The 22,410-nt window shown below is 51.3% G+C and carries 20 protein-coding genes, 3 tRNA genes and 3 rRNA genes; 23 read left to right on the top strand and 3 right to left on the bottom strand.

Annotated features, from left to right (window positions below):
- The first annotated feature begins 2 nt into the window (after window positions 1–2).
- Together AMUC_RS01550 and rpsP are read left to right on the top strand one after the other, a co-directional pair.
- The gene (locus AMUC_RS01550) at window positions 3–374 is read left to right on the top strand and encodes a LysE family transporter (protein WP_306426681.1); all 372 of its coding nucleotides are present in this window, start codon (window positions 3–5) and stop codon (window positions 372–374) included.
- 165 nt (window positions 375–539) lie between these two features.
- Window positions 540–782: a 30S ribosomal protein S16 gene (gene rpsP, locus AMUC_RS01545; RefSeq protein ID WP_012419329.1), complete on the top strand. Its 243-nt coding sequence runs from the start codon at window positions 540–542 to the stop codon at window positions 780–782.
- Window positions 783–946: 164 nt separating this feature from the next.
- On the opposite strand, the gene AMUC_RS01540 is transcribed toward rpsP, so the two are convergent.
- On the bottom strand, window positions 947–1,501 hold the full coding sequence (locus tag AMUC_RS01540; protein ID WP_012419328.1) for a shikimate kinase: 555 nt from the start codon (window positions 1,499–1,501) through the stop codon (window positions 947–949).
- A gap of 237 nt (window positions 1,502–1,738) precedes the next feature.
- Here AMUC_RS01540 and AMUC_RS01535 point away from each other — a divergent pair, with 237 nt between their 5' ends.
- The 8 genes from AMUC_RS01535 to AMUC_RS01500 all read left to right on the top strand — a co-directional run bounded on the left by AMUC_RS01535 (window position 1,739) and on the right by AMUC_RS01500 (window position 7,592).
- Window positions 1,739–2,785 (top strand): L-threonylcarbamoyladenylate synthase, encoded by a 1,047-nt coding sequence (locus AMUC_RS01535; protein WP_012419327.1) that lies wholly within the window; start codon window positions 1,739–1,741, stop codon window positions 2,783–2,785.
- Window positions 2,786–2,840: 55 nt separating this feature from the next.
- Window positions 2,841–3,185: a histidine triad nucleotide-binding protein gene (locus AMUC_RS01530; RefSeq protein ID WP_012419326.1), complete on the top strand. Its 345-nt coding sequence runs from the start codon at window positions 2,841–2,843 to the stop codon at window positions 3,183–3,185.
- Window positions 3,186–3,296: 111 nt separating this feature from the next.
- Window positions 3,297–3,788 (top strand): YceD family protein, encoded by a 492-nt coding sequence (locus tag AMUC_RS01525; protein WP_012419325.1) that lies wholly within the window; start codon window positions 3,297–3,299, stop codon window positions 3,786–3,788.
- Between the two features lie 23 nt (window positions 3,789–3,811).
- A complete protein-coding gene (gene rpmF / locus AMUC_RS01520; protein WP_012419324.1) occupies window positions 3,812–4,003 on the top strand; it encodes a 50S ribosomal protein L32 in 192 nt (63 codons plus the stop codon).
- A gap of 148 nt (window positions 4,004–4,151) precedes the next feature.
- The gene (gene plsX, locus AMUC_RS01515; RefSeq protein WP_012419323.1) at window positions 4,152–5,201 is read left to right on the top strand and encodes a phosphate acyltransferase PlsX; all 1,050 of its coding nucleotides are present in this window, start codon (window positions 4,152–4,154) and stop codon (window positions 5,199–5,201) included.
- A 5-nt stretch (window positions 5,202–5,206) separates the two neighbouring features.
- Window positions 5,207–6,967 (top strand): HD family phosphohydrolase, encoded by a 1,761-nt coding sequence (locus AMUC_RS01510; RefSeq protein ID WP_012419322.1) that lies wholly within the window; start codon window positions 5,207–5,209, stop codon window positions 6,965–6,967.
- Complete coding sequence (gene ybeY / locus AMUC_RS01505) at window positions 6,951–7,448, top strand: rRNA maturation RNase YbeY (RefSeq protein WP_012419321.1); 498 nt, start codon at window positions 6,951–6,953, stop codon at window positions 7,446–7,448. Before AMUC_RS01510 ends, ybeY begins: the two co-directional genes overlap by 17 nt.
- A gap of 67 nt (window positions 7,449–7,515) precedes the next feature.
- A tRNA-Arg gene (locus tag AMUC_RS01500) sits at window positions 7,516–7,592 on the top strand.
- Between the two features lie 437 nt (window positions 7,593–8,029).
- On the opposite strand, the gene AMUC_RS01495 is transcribed toward AMUC_RS01500, so the two are convergent.
- Both AMUC_RS01495 and AMUC_RS01490 read right to left on the bottom strand, forming a co-directional pair.
- Entirely contained in the window at window positions 8,030–8,656 is a 627-nt protein-coding gene (locus tag AMUC_RS01495; protein WP_012419320.1) for a helix-turn-helix domain-containing protein, read from the bottom strand.
- 101 nt (window positions 8,657–8,757) lie between these two features.
- On the bottom strand, window positions 8,758–9,204 hold the full coding sequence (locus AMUC_RS01490) for a helix-turn-helix domain-containing protein (protein ID WP_012419319.1): 447 nt from the start codon (window positions 9,202–9,204) through the stop codon (window positions 8,758–8,760).
- 211 nt (window positions 9,205–9,415) lie between these two features.
- Between AMUC_RS01490 and AMUC_RS01480 the strand changes: the two genes are divergently transcribed.
- From AMUC_RS01480 to AMUC_RS01420, 13 genes are all read left to right on the top strand, one after another.
- A complete protein-coding gene (locus AMUC_RS01480; protein WP_012419318.1) occupies window positions 9,416–11,608 on the top strand; it encodes a thioredoxin-like domain-containing protein in 2,193 nt (730 codons plus the stop codon).
- Between the two features lie 168 nt (window positions 11,609–11,776).
- Window positions 11,777–12,130 (top strand): hypothetical protein, encoded by a 354-nt coding sequence (locus AMUC_RS01475; RefSeq protein WP_042447530.1) that lies wholly within the window; start codon window positions 11,777–11,779, stop codon window positions 12,128–12,130.
- Window positions 12,131–12,172: 42 nt separating this feature from the next.
- Window positions 12,173–13,684 (top strand): 16S ribosomal RNA (locus AMUC_RS01470).
- A gap of 168 nt (window positions 13,685–13,852) precedes the next feature.
- Window positions 13,853–13,928: transfer RNA gene (locus AMUC_RS01465), tRNA-Ala, on the top strand.
- Between the two features lie 24 nt (window positions 13,929–13,952).
- Window positions 13,953–14,029: transfer RNA gene (locus AMUC_RS01460), tRNA-Ile, on the top strand.
- Window positions 14,030–14,237: 208 nt separating this feature from the next.
- Window positions 14,238–17,073 (top strand): 23S ribosomal RNA (locus AMUC_RS01455).
- A 238-nt stretch (window positions 17,074–17,311) separates the two neighbouring features.
- Window positions 17,312–17,427: ribosomal RNA gene (gene rrf / locus AMUC_RS01450) — 5S ribosomal RNA — on the top strand.
- Together the 16S, 23S and 5S rRNA genes with 2 tRNA genes alongside form the textbook arrangement of a ribosomal RNA operon.
- Window positions 17,428–17,644: 217 nt before the next feature.
- Window positions 17,645–18,352 (top strand): hypothetical protein, encoded by a 708-nt coding sequence (locus tag AMUC_RS01445; protein WP_031930123.1) that lies wholly within the window; start codon window positions 17,645–17,647, stop codon window positions 18,350–18,352.
- A 73-nt stretch (window positions 18,353–18,425) separates the two neighbouring features.
- A complete protein-coding gene (dapA, locus tag AMUC_RS01440) occupies window positions 18,426–19,307 on the top strand; it encodes a 4-hydroxy-tetrahydrodipicolinate synthase (RefSeq protein ID WP_012419316.1) in 882 nt (293 codons plus the stop codon).
- A gap of 12 nt (window positions 19,308–19,319) precedes the next feature.
- Window positions 19,320–20,060 carry a 4-hydroxy-tetrahydrodipicolinate reductase gene (gene dapB / locus AMUC_RS01435; protein WP_012419315.1) on the top strand — a complete coding sequence of 247 codons (741 nt, stop codon included), beginning with the start codon at window positions 19,320–19,322 and terminating at the stop codon, window positions 20,058–20,060.
- A gap of 57 nt (window positions 20,061–20,117) precedes the next feature.
- Entirely contained in the window at window positions 20,118–20,627 is a 510-nt protein-coding gene (folK, locus tag AMUC_RS01430) for a 2-amino-4-hydroxy-6-hydroxymethyldihydropteridine diphosphokinase (protein ID WP_012419314.1), read from the top strand.
- Between the two features lie 21 nt (window positions 20,628–20,648).
- A complete protein-coding gene (panB, locus tag AMUC_RS01425; protein WP_012419313.1) occupies window positions 20,649–21,437 on the top strand; it encodes a 3-methyl-2-oxobutanoate hydroxymethyltransferase in 789 nt (262 codons plus the stop codon).
- Window positions 21,438–21,505: 68 nt separating this feature from the next.
- Window positions 21,506–22,387 (top strand): sugar phosphate isomerase/epimerase family protein, encoded by an 882-nt coding sequence (locus tag AMUC_RS01420; RefSeq protein WP_157738212.1) that lies wholly within the window; start codon window positions 21,506–21,508, stop codon window positions 22,385–22,387.
- Window positions 22,388–22,410 lie beyond the last annotated feature (23 nt).

Here is a 22,410-nt window from a genome sequence, read left to right as displayed (position 1 = left end):
AAATATGGCCGAGGGGGAGGAATGCTTTCCTTGCCGGGTGCGGGGATATTTCCCCGGCTTCCTGTATTTACCGTGATGCTCTGGTGACTAACCTGATGAATCCCAAGGCCACGTTTTTCTTTGTGGCTCTTTCCGCTCCGCTGTTGGAAAAAAATCATGATCCTTCCGATGCTCTTTTTATCTGTTTTTTAATCGTGGCGACGGGAACGGCGGGCTGGATTTTGTGGGCTCTTGTTTTCCGGTGGCAGCCCATTCGTTCCTTTTACGGACGGTATGCCGGAATACTGGATGGAATATTGTCCCTTGTGCTGGCGGGGTTCGGATTCAGCATGCTGTATTCTTTTGGCCGCATGGCGGTGGAAAATTTTTCCTGATGCAGAAATGGAGGAGAGGCTTTTTTCCTGTAAAAATAACTCTGGTATTGACAATGACTCCATTATATCGCATACATCTGCACCCGCTGTGGAAAGCCGAACGCGCACGCATGTGAGTGGCAAGGCGCGCAAGTTTTCCATTAACACCTTTTATTTATAATTGATATGGCAGTAGCAATCAGACTCAACCGTCAGGGTTCCAAGGACCGTCCTTACTACAAAATCGTCGTTGTCGACAGCCGCGCGCGTCGTGACGGCCGTTACATTGAGCAAGTGGGCTCCTATGACCCCATGAAGGAAGGCGTCAACTATACCATCAATCTGGAAAAGGTTGACAAATGGCTTGCCAACGGAGCACAGCCCTCTGAAACGGTGAATTCAATGATCCGTAAGGCCCGTAAGGCTTAAGCCTTTTCCGGTGCATTATTATTTTCCTGAAGGCGTTCCTTTAATGGGGATCGCCTTTTGTTGTTTCTTGTGCGTGGAGCGGGAAAAAGGGCTTCCCCGGAAGCGCTTGCGTTAGGATGAATCAGAAAGAGAAAATTTCCCGCTCACGGAAAAACGGGTCGGCATTATTGCCGTCGGGACCGGAATACTCTGGCGGATTCCAGAATGCCGAATGCGATTTCATGGATGTGGAGATTGGCCGTATCAATGGTCAAGTGCGCCGTTTCCTGGTAAAAATCATGCCGTTCATTCATGAGATGTTCCAGCACGGCCTTGGGATTGGGTTGTTGGAGCAGGGGGCGGTTGGTGCATCTGGAAATACGCTGGTACAGGATGTTTACGTCTGTATGGAGCCAGACGACGAAGCCCAGTTTTTTCAGTAGCAGCCGGTTTTCCGGTCTGATAATGATGCCTCCTCCTGTGGAAATAATGCGGCTTTGTGCGGCGGCCGTCTGAAGCTGTTGCAGGATTCCGGTTTCCAGGTCTCGAAAATGTGATTCCCCATGAATTTTGAAAATCTGCGGAATGTGCATTCCCGTCTGGCGTTCGATTAACTGGTCCGTATCCGTAAAACCAAGGTTCGTTTCCCGGTGCAGTTCCTTTCCGATGGTAGTTTTGCCGCATCCCATCAGCCCGATCAGGATGATGTTTGGCAAGGATGTTGATGCGGCCCTATTCATGGCTTGATTGTACTCAATCCGGTAGCGTGAGAAAACAACTTTTTAGCGGAATGGCCTTTTCCTGCGCCAGCTTTCACTCGGGGAAGTCCGTAAGGGTGGAGTGAAGTAAAGGCAGTTGGAAAAAGAGAGGGGAAGTATGAGGCCGCAGGACGTGCTCTTATTCATTTGTCTGTTTTCTCCTTTCAGGGGAAGGAGGTCTTGCTTGACGCAGGAGCTTCTTCAGGCAAGGATAAAGCCATGCAAACCGAATTGTTCGAGGTAGATCCCCTGTCAGACAACCGCAAACTGTATGCCCGTGCGGCGGAAGCTCTGGGTGCGGGCGCGCTGGTAGGGATTCCCACGGAGACTGTATACGGCCTGGGGGCGGATGCCTTGAACCCGGAAGCGGTAGCAAGGATTTTTGAAGCCAAGGGAAGGCCTTCTTTTGATCCGCTGATTATTCATGTGCATCATGGGAGTGAGGTGGAAAAATATACCGCCGTTCCGGAGGGGCTGAAAGATCTGGTGCATACGCTTGCCTCCAGATTCTGGCCGGGGCCGCTGACCTTGGTGTTGCCAAAGGCGGATATCATTCCGGATATTGTAACCAGCGGCCTTCCTACGGTGGCCGTTCGCGTAAGCGCTCATCCTGCCATGCGGGGGGTGGCGAAAGCGCTGGGGCGTCCTATAGCTGCGCCCAGCGCCAACCGCTTCGGCCATATCAGCCCTACTTCCGCCTCTGCCGTACAGAAGGAATTGGGGGGCAGTATTGAAATGATTCTGGATGCCGGAGCCTGTTCCGAGGGGCTGGAAAGCACGATTGTGCGCCCTGTGCTTGACGAGAAGGGCAAGCCCTCTCTGGAATTGCTGCGTGAGGGGCCGGTGACCCGGGAACAATTTCGCAACCTGGTCAAGGTGGTGCGCCGCAAGCCTTCCTGCCGTCCTGTTTCGGAAGAATCTCCGGCGGATGCGCCGGGGCAGCTCACCAGCCATTACGCCCCGCGCAAACCTATGCTGTTGCTGGAACCGGGGGAAAATTTTGCCCCGGTGGAGGGGGTGAAGTACGGCCTGCTTTCCTATGAAGGAACGTCCGCTCTTGCCCGGGAAGGGGACTGGGCGGAAGTGGTAGCCATGAGTCCCGGCAGCGGGCGGCTGGCAGAAGCTGCCGTGCGCCTGTTTGCCCTGATGAGACAGATGGATGAAAATGAAGCTATTGACGTCATTGTGGCGGAATCCGTTCCGGAATCCGGCCTGGGCCGCGCTATTATGGATCGCCTGCGACGCGCTTCAGCCGTCAGGGAATAACTTGCCCACGGTTTGCAAAACATGTTAAAGTCATTGCAGATTCCTTTTTGATTTTATGGCCGCTACGTTATTTGAAAAAATCTGTTCAGGGGAAATCCCCGCGGACATCGTATATCAGGATGACCTGTGTGTTTGCTTCCGGGACATTAGTCCACAAGCACCGGAACATTTGCTGCTTGTTCCGCGCAAGCCCATTCCCCGCCTTTCCGAGGCCGGGAAGGAAGATGCCGCCCTTCTGGGACACATGATGCTGGCAGTCGGGCGGATTGCCCGGACTCTTCATCTGGATGAAGGTGGCTTTCGCCTGGTCATCAACAATGGGCATGACGCCGGGGAAGCTGTCCCCCATTTGCACATGCATCTGTTGGCAGGCCGCAAGCTGGAATGGCCTCCCGGTTAGGCCGGAGCGAATTCGGGCATTTGCCTGAAAGAGGGACGGATGTGTCATTTTCCATGAATGGTGCCGCCCTGCCTGCTTGTCAGGCATTAAGTATGCCTGTAAGATATACTCATGAAAAGATTGCTGGTAGAACTGGAGAACTTGCCGGAGGCAGGGAAAAAATACAGCGGCGAACTGGATTCTGAAATTTTCGGCATTGATGATGAAGAGGTTACTTCCATTGGTCCTCTTGCTTTTGATCTGCATGTGCAGAGATTTGAAAATGAATTGTTTGTAAGAGGCAATATTTCCGCCCCCTTTAAATTCCGCTGTGTGCGTTGCCTGGGCTACTTTGACTACGTGGTGGAAGTTTGTGATTTCGCGGCTTCTTTCCAGATTGATTCACAGAATGTTGTGGATGTTTCAGATTCCTTGAGGGAAGAAATAGTTCTGGATTTTCCGGCATACCCGAAGTGTGCTGACGGAGGCATGGAAAACGACTGTATGGCGAAAACTCCGTATTTTGGAGTGGACAAAGAGGGGGGAACGGGTGTAAACAGTTCTGCCCCGATCAGGAATAGCGGCGTGTGGGACGCCCTCAATGAACTGGGAGATCATCATTAATCACCTTTTTACCAACTAAAATTATGGCAGCACCTAAGCGCAGAACGTCCAAGATGAAGCAGCGTACCCGCCTTGCCGCTCAGGCATGGCGCGCGCCGAAGCTCCGCAAGTGCCAGAATTGCGGCAGCAGCACCCCCGGCCATACCGCTTGCCCCAATTGCGGTACGTACACGACCCGTTCCGGCAAGGAAATTGTGGTGAAAGCGGAAGCGTAAGTTCCGCGGGCGCCGCATTTGCCTTGAAAATTATCGCCGTATTGCGGCGCTATCATATAGACTTTCCAGCCGCTTTTGCTTCGCAAAGCGGCTGAACTTGCTTGAAGCGGACTGTTTTTTCTGCTAACACATTTCTTCAACAGATAATATGAAGATTGCACTGGATGTGATGGGCGGCGACAACGCGCCCGATATTAACGTGGACGGGGCGAAGCGGGCCCTGCAGGATTTTCCTCTCATTGAAAAAATTTATCTTGTGGGAAGGGAAGAAACGGTGCGCAGCTCTTGTGACCGCTGGGGGCTTTCCGGCCCGCGCGTGGAGATCGTTCCGGCTGCGGAAGTTGTGGAAATGAATGAATCCGGATTGTTGGCGGTGAGAAAGAAAAAAAATTCATCCATGTCCATTTCCGTGGATCTGGTCAAGTCCGGAGATGCGGATGCCGTGGTCAGCGCGGGCAATACGGGGGCGGCTGTAGCGGCTGCCACCGTCAAACTGAGGTTGCTGGATGGTGTGGAACGTGCGGGCATTGTGACCCAGCTTCCGAATGAATTCGGAGTCTGCAATGTGACTGATACCGGAGCCAACCCGGATGCCAAGCCCCGGCATTTGGTAGGGTATGCCGTTATGGCCAGCATTCTGGCGCGTTCTGTTTACGGCAAACAGATGCCTAAGGTGGGAGTTATGAGCAATGGCTCTGAAGATGAAAAGGGAACAGATTTTACCAAGGGAACTTTTTGTCTGTTGAAGCATTTGGAGGAGCGCGGTGCGCTCCCTTTTAAATTCGTAGGAAATGTGGAAGGCCACGATCTTTTTGAACATGAAATAGATGTGGCTCTGACAGACGGTTTTACCGGAAACGTCCTGTTGAAAACATGCGAGGCTACCGCCAAGGCTTTCAGCAAATGGCTGAAAGAGGAACTTAAGGCAAATCCGTTCCGTATGGTTGGAGCTGCCTGCGCCTCCGGAGCATTCCGTGCCATGAAAGCGCGCCTTTCTGCGGACTCCGTAGGGGGAAGCCCTCTTCTGGGCGTCAGGGGCGTGACCATCATTGCGCATGGCAGTTCTACCCCTGTAGCCATTCGCAATGCCCTGAGAGTTTCCATGGAAATGGTGCAGCAGGGCGTCAACCCCCTCATAGAAGAGGAGATGGCCCGGCTGGGCACTATTCCGGAGGTTGCCGAAGTGTACCCCAAATAATTATCATGTTTCATTTTCTGAAAAAGCATGCCGCCGCAGCGGCAAAAGAAAGTGCCTCCCCGGAAGGGGCTGCCTCCGTGTCCCGTTCAGCCGGTGACCGTTTGGATTCCAGCCTGGCGGTATCCGTCGGGTTGTGCGTGCTGGTTTTCATCGTGCTTCAATGGATGGGCAGTTACAGTCCCCACTGGGGAAAATCCATATGGCATCATGTGTCGGAAGCTTTTCTGCTTTTTTCCGTGACGCTGGCGCTGATGCCTATGTACTGGTTATGCGCCGGTTCCCTGCGCAGGAAAAACAAAACCTTTGTCGTCACGTGGGGGGCGGTTCTGGTCCAGCTCCTGTTTTTTGGTCTCATCCGGCATGTAACGGCTGACATTACTTCCGATATAGGCAATGAACTTTTGTACCTTCCCTATATGATGGCTCCGTTGGTTGTCACGGTGCTGCTGGGACCTCTTTTGGGCATGTTTGCCACTATTTCCATCTGCATGCTTGGCGGATTTTTCATTCTGCCGGAGCAATATGCTCCGGAAAAGCAGGTCCAATTCTGGATTCTGAGCTCTCTCTCCGGCATGCTTACCGTGTTGCTTACCCATAACCTGCGGAATCGTGCTCAGTTGCTGCGAGCGGGCTTCTTTGTGGGGCTGCTTGTCATGGTGCTGTGTTGCATCATGGGTGTCATCAATCTCCAGGCATGGGACTACAACCTTACTGGAGTTCTGGTTTGCCTGGCCGTGGCTTTTGGCGTAAGCATGCTGACCAGCGTGCTGATCAGCGGTGTCCTGCCTATCATAGAAGGAGCTTTTAAAATCATTACGCCCATTTCCTGGCTGGAAATGGCGGATATGAACCGCCCTCTCATGAAAAGGCTGCAAATGGAAGCTCCGGGAACCTTTCACCATTGCCTGATGGTTGCCCAGCTGGCGGAAGCTGCGGCGGAAGCCATTGGGGCCAATCCCATTGAATGCCGGGTGGAGGCCTACTACCATGACATTGGCAAGATGCAAAACCCCCTTTATTTCATTGAAAATATCATGGACGGCCCCAATCCCCATGATGAGCTGACGCCCAGCATGAGCGCCCGTATCATCATCGACCACGTTCAGGACGGGGTGGCATTGGCCAGGGAGAACAACCTTCCGCGTCCTTTGGTGGACGTTATAGAGCAGCATCACGGCACGTCACTGGCTTACTTCTTTTACCGGAAAGCCCTCCAATACCGTGATGAGATTCTGAGCCGCGTGGAAAGCGGCCTGGCGTCTCCGGATGACGTCCCGGAGGTGGTGGAATCCAACTTCCGTTACAAGGGGCCCAACCCGCAGAGCAAGGAAACGGGAATCGTCAGCCTGGCGGACATCGTGGAAAGCGCCACGCGCTCCATGGGTAAAATTTCCTGTGAGGAAATGCAGAAAAGGGTGGATGAACTTTTGAAGCAACGGGTGGTGGACGGCCATTTGGACGATTGCGGCCTTACCTTCGGAGATCTCAAAAAGATTCGCAACAGTTTCATTAAGACGCTGAAAAGCATCCACCACAACCGCATTGCCTATCCTTCTCACAATCCGGAGGCAAAAATTGAGAAAAATGCTTTCTCTGATGTGTCCGTCAGGGAAAAAGAAGAGAAAGCGGTGAAAAAGGAAGGTGAAGGAAAAGCCGTTCCTGAAATCATGGAGTTGCCCGATGCCGGAACCCTTCAAGAGGGAAAATCCACGGAAACGGAGATGAAGAACGGAGCGGATGCGGAGGAAAATGAAACCGAATCTTGAACTCTACAATCATTTGGGGGAGGGGAGGCTCAGTTCATCCGTTACGGATGCCCTGATTGGAGCCTTGGAGAGTTGTCTTCCGTCCGTGTTGGCGTTGCCTGAAGGTCCTGTCCCCGTACTTTCCGGATTGGATGAAGTAGAAATCAGCGTGGTTTCCGATGACGTCATCCGGGATGTGCATGCCCGTTTTTTGAATGATCCGACGGCGACGGATGTCATTACTTTTCCGCATGGAGACGGAATAGGAGAGATCATCGTCAGCTTTGATACCGCTATCCGGCAGGCTTCGGAATTCAGAGAACCTGTTTTCAGAGAACTTTTCCGGTACATGGTGCATGGTCTTCTGCATCTGCACGGATATATAGATACGGAACCGGAGGAACGGGAACGCATGTTTTCTTGTCAGGAGCCTCTGGTGCGGAAGTTTGGAGCGACCCTGGTGGACATACCTTTTACGCATGACCGCTGCTCCGGCGCTTAAAGCGCGCTTTTCAAAGATCCGGGCTTGCCAAGTTGAGATGAACTCTGTTACTCTTTTGCCGCATCATGCGTCCATAGCTCAGTTGGATAGAGCAACTGCCTTCTAAGCAGTGGGTCACTGGTTCGAATCCAGTTGGACGTGCCATTTTTTAACCCCGTATTCTTTTTAAGAATACGGGGTTTTTCATGCGATAAGAGCTTTTTCACCAAAAGCCGGCTTTCTTAAAAATGGAGAGGCAAGGTAAGTATGGTTAACTCTGGTGAACAGGCTGCATAGAAGCACTATTACGCATGGTTCGGACTGTTTTTCCAATCAATAGTGATTGATTTTTGAAACTGGAGGGATGATGTAATGTGGCTGAAGATTTTTTCTCTGTGTTGAGAGATAGGATAGTCTGTGGCCGTCGTGGTAAAAGGAACAAAAAAATGAAAGGGTTCCGTGAAAGATTAAGAAGAATGGCCCGGAAGGCCAGGCTGGCGGAGAACCTGCGATGTTTTAGAAAAATACCGGCATGGGTATGCAAACAGTGCATTTTCAGAAATGCTCCCGTGGAAAAGAAAATTTGAACTTTTGAATAATTCTTATTTTATCCGGCGGTGGCGAATCTCTCCGGTATTGGTAATACGGGAGTATGGAGACGTCTTTGAATATTCATCCTGAGTGAGTACATTAACGCATAACTCCAGGATTTTATGCATGCCGTACATAGGAAGATCTATGTCCGGATGTAGTTTCTGGAATTTGTGAACAATTTCCATTTCCGTTTCCGGAAAATTCACGGGAATGGTATTGGGAAGCTGAACTTTCCACGACTCGCCTTCACTCATCAGCTTATCGATAAAGAGATATTGGGTGACAGGAATGTTACCGCGTGCAGTAAACCAGGTATGTACGGTGCGGACGGAAACGCGGCATTGTTCCGCAAGCCATCGGCGTGTTTTGCCGTGAGCCCGGAGCCATTCCTTGATTCTGAGTTTTTTCGGGTCACATTCTTCCGTATTGGAAGGTGGATTCAGATCTGAATCGGAAACCAGGCCTGGAATGATGCGGGAAAGCGCTTTTTTGGTATTGGCCGATATTTTACGAACGCTCATCTGTGCGTAAAAAGTTTGCGGCCGGATGCCTATCTCCTCCGCCAATTGATAGGACTTGCGGTTTTGGCTTTGTAGCCACTCCTTCACCAAAATGCGTATATCGTCGTCAGACATGAATTTGTGCAGATTTGTAATGAAAGAAAAGATAGGGAAGAGGCGATAACAACACTATTTTCTCTTTCTCTGGAATCGATCCGGAATATCGGATCCTCTTTTCAGCTTCTGCTTTTGATGCTGGAAAGAGCATCCAGTGCTTCACTCGCCCATTCCGGAACGGTCAGGCCATGGCGTTCAGCTTCATTCCTGAACTTTTCATACTTTTGAGGAGTAACGGGAACGTGGATGCTGTTCGGATTTTTTGTTTGAGCCAGGCGTGCCTGTTTGGCGTACTCTTCCTTCATGATTCTGATGATAAGGCGTTGTCTGGCACGGGGAATTGGAACAGTGGAAAGCCATTTATCGACCTGACTTTTGCTGACGCCGCAAAGGTCGGCAAATTCGTCCCGGGTCATTTTCGTAAGAGCGAGAAACTTTCTGATACTGGACTTCATTTCATCCATGAGCGCATTTTTCGCATTCAGAAAAATCTGGCAAGCCATTTCTGGCATATTTTCTATTTTAGAAAATAATATTGTCTTTGTGTATCCAAAAAGGTAAATCATTTTTCCTAAATCCAATGAAACTCAAAAAAGTGTGGATGCTGAGCGTGTTTGTTTTCTTATTCCATATGAAAAACTCCATGATTAATATCTTTTCTTTTTGGGATTATTTTGCATTTTATTCTGGTGGAAAGAACACGATAACGGCTCTTCTATCTTTCCTTTTCTTTTTCTATTGGCTTGACGCAGAAGGTTACGATAGTACCGTGTTACCATGTTAAATTCCTCTCTGTTGGTTTTAGGGTGTTCCATGATCTTTGCGGTGTCTGCCGGAATGCCATTGCACGCAGCTTCTTCTGAGAAAAAGGAAAACAAAACGGTTGCTTCGGAGGATGCCCTTCCATCACTTGCTCTGGATGGTTTGCCGGATGTATGGATACAGGGAACTCCGGTAAAGGAATGGGAAAAGGACAAAGTGTACATTTTTGAATTTTGGGCTACCTGGTGTGGCCCGTGCCTGGCTGCTATGCCCCATATGGAACAATTGCATCAGGCATTTAAGAATAATCCTCATATGCAGGTTATCGGAGTTAACGTCATGGACAGGAAATCTCCGGAATCTCTGAAAGAATTTTTAAAAAACCGTCCATCGCCCCTTACTTATGCCATGGCCGTGGATGTGGATGGGAAAAAAACCAGGGATAAATGGCTGTCTCCAATGGGGGTTAACGGCATCCCCCATGCTTTTGCCGTTAAAAACGGCAAGCTTATTTGGAGAGGGCATCCTGGAAAACTTTCTGAAGAAATGATGCGGGCCATGTTGAAGCCTGATTTTTCTGCAGCATCTCTTCCGGGGGATAATCCCGGCGCAAACGCCCGTGCATGGAAGCTCTACCGCCAGGTTTCTGAGAGAACGGGAGAGCTTGCCCGGAAGGGAGGAAAGGGGGAAGCGCAGGCCTTTTTAAGGCAAATTCAGGATTCGGGACAGTTTCAGCAGGATCAGATCATTCAACTGAAAATGGTTCCATTCAGAGTCTTGGCGGAATTGGAAAAATTCCAGGAAGCACAGGCCGTACTGGATGACCTGTGCAAAGAGTATCCGGACAATTACCGTGTACAGATTGATGTGGCGGGAACGCTTCTAAATGGAAAATCCGTGCCTGCCGGAAAAATGGATGCCGCCCTGGTGGAAAGATGTCTGAACCGTTGTATTGAAATCTCCAGAAGGAATAACAAGGAAGCTTCCTTGCCATGGAAACTGATGGCGGAACTTAGGGAACGGCAGGGAAATATGGAAGAAGCGTTGCAGGATATGGAAAAGGCGCTTTCCTTAACGTCCATCAGCAAAGCCTGGACGAAGTTGCAGCAGCTTTCAGGCAATAAGGAATCCTTTCAGAATCTTGTAAATCAGGCGGTTGCTGAAATAAAACCGGAACCTCCGAGGAAGATGCAGGAAATGGGAGTAGTGCAGGAAGACAAACAGTACACTCCCCTGTTCAGCAAATTAAAATGGTTCAATCATCCCGGTCTAACAGGACTTCCTGTCGGCAAAACCGTATTCATCAGCTTCTGGAGAGGCCACAATAATATACTTGGAGAAACAGCTCCTGGAAGAGCTCTTGATGCCGTTCTTAAAAAACACGGGCTCTTAGACCATCCGGGAGTAAAAGCCGTGGTATTGGGGCTCAATCCGTCGGCGGAAAAACAGATGCGGGACTATTTATCCGGGCCGGAAGGATGGACTCCTTATCCTGTCGGTATTCCATCGGATCGTTCGGTCATTGAATTTTGTGATTTGCTCAAACTTGACTCATTTCCCGCCGCGGTCGTCGTTCGTGACGGAACATTGCTGTGGGCTGGAGAAATTAAGAAGATGCCCGAATGGGTGGCGGAAACTGCCAGATTGGACTCTTTTGACAAAAACAGGTTTGCGGAAGAAGATGCGAAACGGAAGGCCCGCCAGCAGGCCATGTATGCTGTCATAAAAAAATCCTTTGAATTGAGGCGGGAAAAGAAATTTGATGAATACCAGAAGTTGATTGAGGAAAATGCAGGGCAGTTTTCCGATAACGGATGGTTTGCGTCTACTGTGGCGGAAGTGCGGGCGGAAAAGGCTTGGAAGGAGAAAAATTATCGGAAAATGGTTGATATCTTTGACCACGTCTTGGAGCGTTTCCCCCGGGAAGATTCGCTTGCTTCCTATATCCTGAAAATCCTTAACGGCTCGGAGGAAATGCGTAAATACAGCTATAAGGCGGCTCGGCGCGCTCTCCAGATTATGAGGGATTCTAATACGAAGGATGATGGCGGATACAATGCCGCCTGCTATGAAGTGATGATGAATATGGCAATGGAGAAAAAAGATTATGACCAGGCAAGGAAGGATGCTGCAAACGCCCTCCGGGAACTGCCTCTGGTTCATCAATACGCAGTCATGAAGAAAAAGAGTGGAGGAGGCAAAAAGTAGAGAGAAACTTAGGACTTCTGAAACGTTTAGGCCTCTTTCGTGGTGAAAGAGGCTTTTTTATTAGAAAAAAATAAAAATGTAATACGTTGATAATCAGATATTTTTTTTGTTTTTGATCTCAACAAATCGCAAAAAAGAGCACGAAAAAAATTGACAAAAAGGTGTGGTATGATAGATTTCTCGGCACGCCAACACGGCGACGGGATGAAAAGCCCGGCGGCTGAAGGGCTCGGAAGAGCGCTGGAAGCGGCTGGAGCCGGCCACCCGGAGAAAACCCCGGAAGGGGTTGCGATAAGAAGATTTCAAGGGAATGACTACCGAAACCGCCGAGGGTTTTCCGAGGGTGCCGAGAGGTGTCTGAGGGGTAAAAGCCCGAAGGAGCGACCTAGCTCTGAGAGGGGTGGTTTGGTAGAAGCAAGGGGAAAGAAAAAAGGTCGTGACGCGCGCCGTGCGAGGCAGAGCGAAGAGGCCTTCAAGAGACACAACTTGGAGGAAGAGCTGGCTGAAGCATGGCGCAAATGAAATCGCAAGATTCCATTTGGTCCAGCAATTTCAAAAATTAATTTGATGGAGAGTTTGATTCTGGCTCAGAACGAACGCTGGCGGCGTGGATAAGACATGCAAGTCGAACGAGAGAATTGCTAGCTTGCTAATAATTCTCTAGTGGCGCACGGGTGAGTAACACGTGAGTAACCTGCCCCCGAGAGCGGGATAGCCCTGGGAAACTGGGATTAATACCGCATAGTATCGAAAGATTAAAGCAGCAATGCGCTTGGGGATGGGCTCGCGGCCTATTAGTTAGTTGGTGAGGTAACGGCTCACCAAGGCGATGACGGGTAGCCGGTCTGAGAGGATGTCCGGCCACACTGGAACTGAGACACGGTCCAGACACCTACGGGTGGCAGCAGTCGAGAATCATTCACAATGGGGGAAACCCTGATGGTGCGACGCCGCGTGGGGGAATGAAGGTCTTCGGATTGTAAACCCCTGTCATGTGGGAGCAAATTAAAAAGATAGTACCACAAGAGGAAGAGACGGCTAACTCTGTGCCAGCAGCCGCGGTAATACAGAGGTCTCAAGCGTTGTTCGGAATCACTGGGCGTAAAGCGTGCGTAGGCTGTTTCGTAAGTCGTGTGTGAAAGGCGCGGGCTCAACCCGCGGACGGCACATGATACTGCGAGACTAGAGTAATGGAGGGGGAACCGGAATTCTCGGTGTAGCAGTGAAATGCGTAGATATCGAGAGGAACACTCGTGGCGAAGGCGGGTTCCTGGACATTAACTGACGCTGAGGCACGAAGGCCAGGGGAGCGAAAGGGATTAGATACCCCTGTAGTCCTGGCAGTAAACGGTGCACGCTTGGTGTGCGGGGAATCGACCCCCTGCGTGCCGGAGCTAACGCGTTAAGCGTGCCGCCTGGGGAGTACGGTCGCAAGATTAAAACTCAAAGAAATTGACGGGGACCCGCACAAGCGGTGGAGTATGTGGCTTAATTCGATGCAACGCGAAGAACCTTACCTGGGCTTGACATGTAATGAACAACATGTGAAAGCATGCGACTCTTCGGAGGCGTTACACAGGTGCTGCATGGCCGTCGTCAGCTCGTGTCGTGAGATGTTTGGTTAAGTCCAGCAACGAGCGCAACCCCTGTTGCCAGTTACCAGCACGTGAAGGTGGGGACTCTGGCGAGACTGCCCAGATCAACTGGGAGGAAGGTGGGGACGACGTCAGGTCAGTATGGCCCTTATGCCCAGGGCTGCACACGTACTACAATGCCCAGTACAGAGGGGGCCGAAGCCGCGAGGCGGAGGAAATCCTAAAAACTGGGCCCAGTTCGGACTGTAGGCTGCAACCCGCCTACACGAAGCCGGAATCGCTAGTAATGGCGCATCAGCTACGGCGCCGTGAATACGTTCCCGGGTCTTGTACACACCGCCCGTCACATCATGGAAGCCGGTCGCACCCGAAGTATCTGAAGCCAACCGCAAGGAGGCAGGGTCCTAAGGTGAGACTGGTAACTGGGATGAAGTCGTAACAAGGTAGCCGTAGGGGAACCTGCGGCTGGATCACCTCCTTTCTATGGAGCAAGTGCACGGAAGTGCACAGGTCGGATCTCTTCCCGAGGGGAGAGAAAGCGGAACCCGCGAGGGCCCGCAACGAACCAAAGATGTGTAAACAGCCAGACGCCTGGAGCGAAACCTGGCACGACGTGCGTGACGACCTTTTTTCACCGAGAACCGCAACTGGGGGTATAGCTCAGTTGGTAGAGCGCCAGCTTTGCAAGCTGGATGTCCGGGGTTCGAGTCCCCGTGCCTCCACCAGTTTCGGGAAAGAGACCCAAAGCCGGGCCTGTAGCTCAGTTGGTTAGAGCACGCGCTTGATAAGCGCGGGGTCACAGGTTCAAGTCCTGTCAGGCCCACCAGCAAAATCGATTATTGAGGGAAAGCGAAAATTGACATCTGCGTGGCAAAGAAAACGATTGCTGAGAAGCAATCGCTTTCCAACAAAGTGGGTAGTTGAACAACAACTACAAAACACAAGATAAACATGCATACCAAGCAATGAGACAATACAGTAAGTCACGAAAGGGCTTTGTGGTATTGTGGAAGTGGTAACAGCTTTTGCAATATGATGAAGTAAGTAAGGGCGTACGGTGAATGCCTTGGTGCCAACAGGCGAAGAAGGACGCGGCAAGCTGCGAAAAGCCTCGGGAAGCTGCAAGCAAGCGATGATCCGGGGATATCCGAATGGGGTAACCTGATCGAGGCAATACTCGATCGTTCATACCTGAATACATAGGGTATGAAACGCGAAACCCGCTGAAGTGAAACATCTCAGTAAGCGGAGGAAAAGAAAGAGAAATCGATTCCGTAAGTAGTGGCGAGCGAAAGCGGATGGAGCCCAAACCGAAGGTATTCCTTCGGGGTTGTAGGACCACGTCATATTCGACCATACTGGATAGTAGAACAGCCTGGAAAGGCTGGCCGGAGAAGGTGAAAGCCCTGTAGACGAAATCCAGAGTGGGAATTAGTGGTATCCTGAGTAATACATCACACGTGGAACGATGTATGAACCCGCGCGGACCACCGCGCAAGGCTAAATACTAGTTGGCGACCGATAGTGAACAAGTACCGCGAGGGAAAGGTGAAAAGAACCGCTGTGAGCGGAGTGAAATAGAACCTGAAACCGTATGTCTACAAAGTGTCAGAGCAGAGCAATCTGCGATGGCGTGCCTTTTGTTTAATGAGTCTGCGAGTCAGTGTTTGTGGCAAGACTAAGGGCTTCCGGCCCGGAGTCGCAGCGAAAGCAAGTCCGAACAGGGCGCAATAAGTCGCAGGTACTGGACCCGAAGCGGAGGTGACCTACCCTTGGCCAGGTTGAAGCATGGGTAAAACCATGTGGAGGACCGAACAGGTGAACGTTGAAAAGTTCTCTGATGAGCTGAGGGTAGGAGTGAAAGGCTAATCAAACCCCGTGATAGCTGGTTCTCTTCGAAATGCATTTAGGTGCAGCGTCACGTGCTGATGCGCGGGGGTAGAGCACTGACAAGGCTAGGGGGCACACCCGCTTACCAAACCTTATCAAACTCCGAATACCGTGCAATGGAACGTGGCAGTGAGACAGTGGGGGATAAGCTTCATTGTCGAGAGGGAAACAACCCAGATCAGCAGCTAAGGTGCCTAAATAACGCTCAGTGGAAAGGATGTGGGATTACACAGACAGTGAGGATGTTGGCTTAGAAGCAGCCACCATTTAAAAAATGCGTAATAGCTTACTCATCGAGTGATCCTGCGCCGAAAATGATTGGCGATCAAGCGTTATACCGAAGCTCTGGACTTTGCCGCAAGGCAGAGTGGTAGAAGAGCGTTGCATGCGCGTCGAAGGGCGATGGCGACTGACCCTGGAGCACATGCAAGTGAGTATGCAGACATGAGTAACGTTAAGCCGGGTGAAATCCCCGGCCGCCGTAAACCCGAGGTTTCCAGGGCAACGTGTTTCGTCCCTGGGTTAGCCGGGACCTAAGCCGAGGCCGAGAGGCGTAGGCGATGGACATCAGGTTAATAATCCTGAGCTCGCAACCCTTAAACTGGGGGGACGCATGAGAAAAGATGACTAGGTTATTGAATTCCGAGTTGAGTCCACGGACTCAGCGCATCATTGGATCGAGTGCCAAGAAAAGCCCCAGCGTATGCTAAGCGACCCGTACCGCAAACCGACACAGGTGGGTGGGTAGAATATACCAAGGCGTAAGAGTGAAACCTGGTTAAGGAACTCGGCAAATTAGCCCCGTAACTTCGGAAGAAGGGGTGCCTGCAGCGATGCAGGCCGCAGAGAAATGGCCCAACCGACTGTTTATCAAAAACACAGCACTCTGCAAAGACGCAAGTCGAAGTATAGGGTGTGACACGTGACCAATGCCGAAAGATTAAGGCAAGGGGTTAGCCGCAAGGCGAAGCTCTAAACCCAAGTCCCGGTGAATGTCGGCCGTAACTATAACGGTCCTAAGGTAGCGAAATTCCTTGTCGGGTAAGTTCCGACCTGCACGAATCGTGAAACGAGTTGGGCACTGTCTCAACCAGGCGCTCAGTGAAATTGTAGTGGCGGTGAAGATGCCGCCTACCCGCAGAAGGACGGAAAGACCCTATAGACCTTAACTGTAAGCTGTCATTGTTTCTTCGGTTTTAATGCTCAGAGTAAGTGGGAGACGCTGAAGACGCCCTTTAGGGGGCGTCCGAGTCATCAATGAGACACCACCCTTTGAAACTGGAGGATCTAACCCTGAGCCGTGAATCCGGCCAGAGGACCGTGTCAGCCGGTCAGTTTTACTGGGGCGGTATCCTCCCAAAGAGTAACGGAGGAGCGCGAAGGTGGGCTCAGCCCGGTTGGCAACCGGGTGTCGAGTGCATGGGCATAAGCCCGCCTAACTGTGAGACCAACAAGTCGAGCAGATGCGAAAGCAGGCCCAAGTGATCCGGCGGTAGAAAGTGGAATTGCCGTCGCTCAACGGATAAAAGGTACCTTAGGGATAACAGGCTGATCACGCCCAAGAGTTCATATCGACGGCGTGGTTTGGCACCTCGATGTCGGCTCGTCGCATCCTGGGGCTGGAGAAGGTCCCAAGGGTCCGGCTGTTCGCCGGTTAAAGCGGCACGCGAGCTGGGTTCAGAACGTCGCGAGACAGTTCGGTCCTCTATCCTCTGTGGGCGTTGGAAAATTGAGGGGTTCAGACCTTAGTACGAGAGGACCGGGTCTGACGCACCACTGGTGCATCGGTTGTACTGTCAAGTGCATGGCCGAGTAGCTAAGTGCGGACGGGATAAGCGCTGAAAGCATCTAAGCGCCAAGCCCTTCCCAAGATGAGTTTTCCCTACAGGTTCGTGGAAGACCACCACGTTGATAGGTCGCAGGTGTAAGTGCAGCAATGTATTGAGCCGAGCGATACTAATTACCAATTGACTTCATCATATTACATCACTCCCCGTCGTGAATGACAACTTGCTCTTGTCTCATTTACCTGTGCATGTTCATCAACCACCAGCCACGCAGATGTCAGTTTACGCTGAATCCCTTCCCACACAAAGGACGGAAATCTTCTTAGCCGCCACACACATACCCTGAAAAAAATCCCTCACTCAGAAGCCCCCAAAAAAGCAGGGCTCCCGGGCAGGCAGGATGAAGAAAAAATCACCTCTTCCCCCTGAAGCCCGGTGGCCAGAGCGCAGTGGTCCCACCCGGTCCCGTTCCGAACCCGGAAGTGAAACGCTGCCGCGCCAATGGTAGTCGGACGACAGGTCCCGCAAGAGTAGGTCGCCGCCGGGATTTTTTTCCATCAGGCCCCGCCAGTCACTTGACTCGCGGGGCCTGTTCTTTTCTTGCTCGGTCCCGTTCTTCTCCCCCTACATTCTCTTAGTTAGTTTCCTTCTTGTAAGATGTCGTGGCCATATAATTTTTTCTTAACTATTCCTTTTTCTTTCTTAATGACTTAAGTATGTGTGGGGTATTGACGGATTACACTCTTTCGTCAGAATGGCGGCATATGAAATCCCAAGTCATTCAGAAACCTGTGGTCGTCATTCTGGGCAACGCCGGCAATATAGGATATTTGGCAGCCAAGGCATTTGCCTGTCAGGGAACTGTGGTTGCCATGCTTCATGAGGCCGGTGAAGAATCTTGCCATATCGTTGATTGTCTTCCGGGCAGCAGCCACCTGGTCATGTCAGGCCGCCTGAACCATTCTTCCGATTTGGCTTCTTTTGCTGGTCTGGTACATACTCTTTATGGACGTGTTGATTATTTGATTATTTGTGAAGATGCCTCAGTCGAGGTGCAGGGACTGAGTTGTTCTTCCCGTGTCCGTCTGTCCGTTTTGCTGGAACATGCCTTTGTTTCTGGGGCCATGATTGTGAATATGGTTTCCCGTTCTGGAAAAAAGGGAGTATGGGTGGAAGATATCGCGGGCTTGGAAAATTGCCTGAACCGGAGAGATGTCAGAATGAGCCAGATCGTAATTCACCGTCCGGTATTTCGGTATGTTTCCCAGTCTCGATTGGCTTCTTCCGCCTGTGCGGCTGCGTTGTTTTTATGTGGGAACGAAGGTCGCCATATTCACCGGGAATATATCGTGGTCAATGGAAGGAAAGCTGCCTGGCGGCCCGGCAGGCGGCCGGAATCATTCCTGTCCCTGTTTAATTCCTGCCTGGAGTTTTGCTCCATTTGTTCACGAATGGTATTTCAGGATGCCTGACAGGCGTGCCATATTTCTGTATTCTGTCGTGACAAAAAGTGTCTGTTAAGATAGTATATTTCCAAGTAAGGTTATGAAGTTTCAAGGTCTTTATACAGCAATTGTGACTCCGTTTGCCGGCAACCGGGTCGATGAAGAGGCTTTTAGAATGCTTGTGGAAGCGCAGATAGCTGCCGGCGTGGCCGGCATTGTGGCTGTCGGTACCACGGGAGAATCCCCCACCTTGACTGTAAAAGAACACTTGAGGGTAATAGAATTGGCCGTGGAGATCGCGGCTGGCCGTATTCAGGTTATTGCGGGAACGGGCGCTAATTCCACCGCAGAAGCTATCCATATGACCCAGGAAGCGGAAAAGATGGGAGTAGACGGAACGCTCCAGGTGTGCCCCTATTACAATAAACCTTCTCAGGATGGAGTTTATGCCCATTTCAAGGCTATTGCGGACGCTACCCGTCTGCCGATTATGCTGTACAGCATTCCGGGGCGTTGCGGTATTGAAATCAGTGTGGAAACAATCAGCCGTCTGGCGAAGGATTGCCCGCATATTGTTTGTGTGAAAGAGGCCGGCGGCAATGTGGACCGCGTGAACCAGCTGATGCAGGTGGTTCCGGAAAATTTCACTGTTCTGTGTGGCGATGACGGTCTGACGGTGCCTTTTATGGCCTGTGGCGCCAGCGGATTGGTTTCCGTAACATCCAATCTGGTTCCGGGCATCATGAATTCCATTGTCAAAGCTGGCCTGAATCAGGATATGGGGGAAATGCTTTCCCTCCAGAAGAAATTTTATCCGTTGATGAAAGGGCTAATGACTCTGGATTCCAATCCTGTTCCGATCAAGGCGGCTTTGGCGATGAGGGGAGATATACAGCCCGGCATACGTCTTCCGCTGGTTCCATTGGCGGAAGAGAAGGAAGCTCAGCTTTCCGCTCTTCTTCAGCGTTTCAATATTCTTTAACATTTTAGTGATATGATTTCCATTCTTGTTACAGGCATTTCGGGCCGCATGGGCCAAGCTATTCAAGAGGCGGTGACGCAGAATCCGGATACTTGCGTGGGTTCTACTCATGATCAGGGACAGGAGCTTTATCCCGCCCTCGCCAAATGCGACGTAGCCATTGATTTTTCCCATCACGCTTTCACCAGCACTCTGCTGGCGGAAGCTGTTGCCAATAACAAACCTCTGGTGATTGGCACTACGGGGCATACGGAGCTGGAACGCCAGGAGATCGTGGACGCTGCGGCATCCATTCCGATTGTGTTCGCTTCCAATTATTCCGTAGGGGTGAACGCCCTGTTCTGGCTGACGCGCAAGGCTGCACAGATTCTGGGAGGCAGCTGCGATATAGAGGTAATGGAGATGCATCACCGTCACAAAATTGATGCTCCTTCCGGTACTGCCCGGACACTGGCGGAAATCCTGTCCGGCGCCATTGACAGGAATTATGAAGATAGTGTGGTTTTTGGCCGTGAAGGGTTGGTAGGGCCTCGACCCGCCAAAGAAATAGGCATGCATTCCCTGCGGGGAGGGGATGTGGTGGGGGACCATACTGTAATATTTGCTTCCGATGGTGAACGGCTGGAACTTACCCATAAGGCGTCCAGCCGTATGACATTTGCCTCCGGAGCAGTTCGTGCGGCTCTCTGGCTCCAAGGCAGGGAACCGGGTCTGTATACCATGGAAGACGTTCTGGGGTTGTCCCAATTATAACTTTTTCGGCATCGTGGCCGTTCTTCTTTTCCGGAACGGCCACGATGTTTTTTGCTGATGAAGAGAGCAGGCATTGCACTGGGGTCCAATCTTGGGGATAAAAACAGCCTGATGGTTCAGGCCAGGGATCATTTGTTGCAGATGAGCCTGTCTGATGACCCTTTTTTGCAATCCTCCCTGTATGCCACCAGTCCTCAGGGATGTCCGTACGGTGCGGATGATTATTTGAATGCCGTGGTGGAATTTACCTGGCCAGGTACGGTGGAGGAATTGCTTGTGCATTGCCAGGGTATAGAACGGGTTCTGGGGCGCATTCGTTCCGGGATTCGCTGTGAACCCCGCACGGCGGATGTGGATATTATCTATGTGGGGGACATGGTGGTCAATGATCCTCCTCGTCTGATTCTCCCCCATCCCAGAGCCCATTTGAGGAAATTTGTTTTAAAACCTCTTTCCGATATCAGGCCGGAGCTTATCCTGCCGCGCCAGCATAAAACGGTTGCCTGCCTGTTGGCGGAATTGGATACGGATGAGGCTGATCCGCTCCTGGTATCGGAACGCTGGTAAATTGTATGTTTATTGAACGCCATGAATCAATCTTTTGAGAAAGCGGAACGAATCCGCGCCTGCAAGAACAGGCGGCATGTGACTCTGGTTACTGCTTATGACTATCCTACAGGCCGTCTTTTGGATGAGGCCGGCGTAGATATTGTGCTGGTAGGGGATTCCTTGGGGATGGTGGTTTTGGGCTTTCCGGATACCACTCATGTGACGCTGGATCATATGCTTCATCATGTGGAAGCTACTGCGCGCGGAGTGAAGAACGCCATGCTGGTGGGAGATATGCCCATACATTCTTATGATACGGTGGAACAGGCCGTGCAATCCGCAAAGAAATTGTTTTTGGCTGGAGCGGATGCTGTCAAGCTGGAAGGGGGGGCAGCCCAGGCAGGAAATATCCGTGCTATTGTGGAGGCCGGTATTCCCGTAGTGGGTCATATCGGCCTCCTGCCGCAGAAAGTGCTGGAGGAGGGAGGATATAAGATCAAAGGGAAATCCTCCGCGGAGGAGGAAGCCTTGGTAAGGGATGTGGAGGCTGTGGCAGAGGCGGGGGCTTGTGCTGTGGTTGTGGAAGGCGTAACGCCTCATGCGGCCCGACAAGTTACCGTACATTCTTCCATTCCCACGTTGGGTATTGGGTCCGGCTCCCATACATGTGATGGCGATGTTGTGGTGATTCATGATCTGGTGGGCGCATTTCCGTGGTTTATTCCGGCTTTCGTCAAACCTCGTGCGGATGTCGCTGGAAGCATGACTGCCGCTGTCAAGGAGTGGATGGAAGATTGCTACACGGAACCCGGCTCCATCAGCTCATAACAATTGATTTTTTTATGCTGGTATTTTCTACGTGCTGGAATTCCCACCGTCATCAGGACGGGGAAGAAATGATTGATGAGATTCTTTCTTTGGGTTTTGACCATGTGGAACTTTCCCACGGCATCAAGTTATCCCTTCTCCCCGGTATCATGAGGGCGGTAAAAGCCGGAAAGGTGCAGGTGGCCGGGGTGCATAATTTTTTTCCCGCTCCGATTGACGAAGTGGGGGATTCTCCAGACAGCAGGCCTTTTACGGCGGATTTGCTGCAGGTGCGTTCCAAGGCTATTGAATTGACGAAAAAGTCTATTGAACAGGGCGCAGCACTGGGGGCCGGATATATCGTGTTGCATATGGGAACGGTGGAACCCTTGGCGAAACGCACGGATACGGCTCGTTTGCAAAACCTGGCGCGTCAGGGAATGGTGGGAACGGAATCGTTTGCCGGCACCAAGGGCGAATTTGTACGCCGCCGCAACCGCCTGGCTCCCGTTTATCTGGAACGGGCGCGTGAAGCTCTCCGGCAGCTCCTTCCGCAAGCCGGACAATTTGGCGTCAAGCTGGGCATTGAAGGGCGCAGCCATTATGAGCAGGTGCCGAGTGAGGATGAAATGAATTTGTTGATGAAGGAGTTTGGAGACAATCCCTTTATTGGTTACTGGCATGATTTCGGGCATATTCAAAGAAAGCATAATTTGCTTATATTAAATCATGAGCAGTTTCTTCGCCGAATGTCCTCCCATTTGATTGGAGGACATGTGAACGACGTCAAATGGCCCGCGCGGGATCATCAGGTTCCCCTGCTGGGAGGAGTAGTTCCCTTTGAACGCCTTCTTCCTTTTTTCCCGCATGGAGTTCCGCTCGTATGGGAGCTCTCCAGCCGTGTTTCCTCAGAAGATATCCGTGCGGCGCGCAAATTGTGGATGGAAAAATTTCCGCAGACGCTGGCCTGACTATCTTGTGATTGTAAATCCGG

Origin of the sequence: Akkermansia muciniphila ATCC BAA-835 (assembly GCF_000020225.1) — a bacterium.
Classification (GTDB): Bacteria; Verrucomicrobiota; Verrucomicrobiia; order Verrucomicrobiales; family Akkermansiaceae; genus Akkermansia; species Akkermansia muciniphila.
Note: the sequence above shows the minus strand (reverse complement) of the source record. Positions and strands in the feature narration are given on the sequence as shown.

Excerpts from the sequence above, each read along its gene's own strand:
- AMUC_RS01490 (WP_012419319.1), bottom strand. The coding sequence starts at position 9,204 with ATGATTTACCTTTTTGGATACACAAAGACAATATTATTTTCTAAAATA.
- AMUC_RS01535 (WP_012419327.1), top strand. The coding sequence starts at position 1,739 with ATGCAAACCGAATTGTTCGAGGTAGATCCCCTGTCAGACAACCGCAAA.
- ybeY (WP_012419321.1), top strand. The coding sequence starts at position 6,951 with ATGAAACCGAATCTTGAACTCTACAATCATTTGGGGGAGGGGAGGCTC.
- AMUC_RS01445 (WP_031930123.1), top strand. The coding sequence starts at position 17,645 with ATGAAATCCCAAGTCATTCAGAAACCTGTGGTCGTCATTCTGGGCAAC.
- rpsP (WP_012419329.1), top strand. The coding sequence starts at position 540 with ATGGCAGTAGCAATCAGACTCAACCGTCAGGGTTCCAAGGACCGTCCT.
- AMUC_RS01510 (WP_012419322.1), top strand. The coding sequence starts at position 5,207 with ATGTTTCATTTTCTGAAAAAGCATGCCGCCGCAGCGGCAAAAGAAAGT.
- AMUC_RS01420 (WP_157738212.1), top strand. The coding sequence starts at position 21,506 with ATGATTGATGAGATTCTTTCTTTGGGTTTTGACCATGTGGAACTTTCC.
- AMUC_RS01480 (WP_012419318.1), top strand. The coding sequence starts at position 9,416 with ATGTTAAATTCCTCTCTGTTGGTTTTAGGGTGTTCCATGATCTTTGCG.
- AMUC_RS01540 (WP_012419328.1), bottom strand. The coding sequence starts at position 1,501 with ATGAATAGGGCCGCATCAACATCCTTGCCAAACATCATCCTGATCGGG.
- AMUC_RS01475 (WP_042447530.1), top strand. The coding sequence starts at position 11,777 with ATGATAGATTTCTCGGCACGCCAACACGGCGACGGGATGAAAAGCCCG.
- dapB (WP_012419315.1), top strand. The coding sequence starts at position 19,320 with ATGATTTCCATTCTTGTTACAGGCATTTCGGGCCGCATGGGCCAAGCT.
- AMUC_RS01530 (WP_012419326.1), top strand. The coding sequence starts at position 2,841 with ATGGCCGCTACGTTATTTGAAAAAATCTGTTCAGGGGAAATCCCCGCG.
- plsX (WP_012419323.1), top strand. The coding sequence starts at position 4,152 with ATGAAGATTGCACTGGATGTGATGGGCGGCGACAACGCGCCCGATATT.
- AMUC_RS01525 (WP_012419325.1), top strand. The coding sequence starts at position 3,297 with ATGAAAAGATTGCTGGTAGAACTGGAGAACTTGCCGGAGGCAGGGAAA.
- panB (WP_012419313.1), top strand. The coding sequence starts at position 20,649 with ATGAATCAATCTTTTGAGAAAGCGGAACGAATCCGCGCCTGCAAGAAC.
- AMUC_RS01495 (WP_012419320.1), bottom strand. The coding sequence starts at position 8,656 with ATGTCTGACGACGATATACGCATTTTGGTGAAGGAGTGGCTACAAAGC.
- folK (WP_012419314.1), top strand. The coding sequence starts at position 20,118 with ATGAAGAGAGCAGGCATTGCACTGGGGTCCAATCTTGGGGATAAAAAC.
- rpmF (WP_012419324.1), top strand. The coding sequence starts at position 3,812 with ATGGCAGCACCTAAGCGCAGAACGTCCAAGATGAAGCAGCGTACCCGC.
- dapA (WP_012419316.1), top strand. The coding sequence starts at position 18,426 with ATGAAGTTTCAAGGTCTTTATACAGCAATTGTGACTCCGTTTGCCGGC.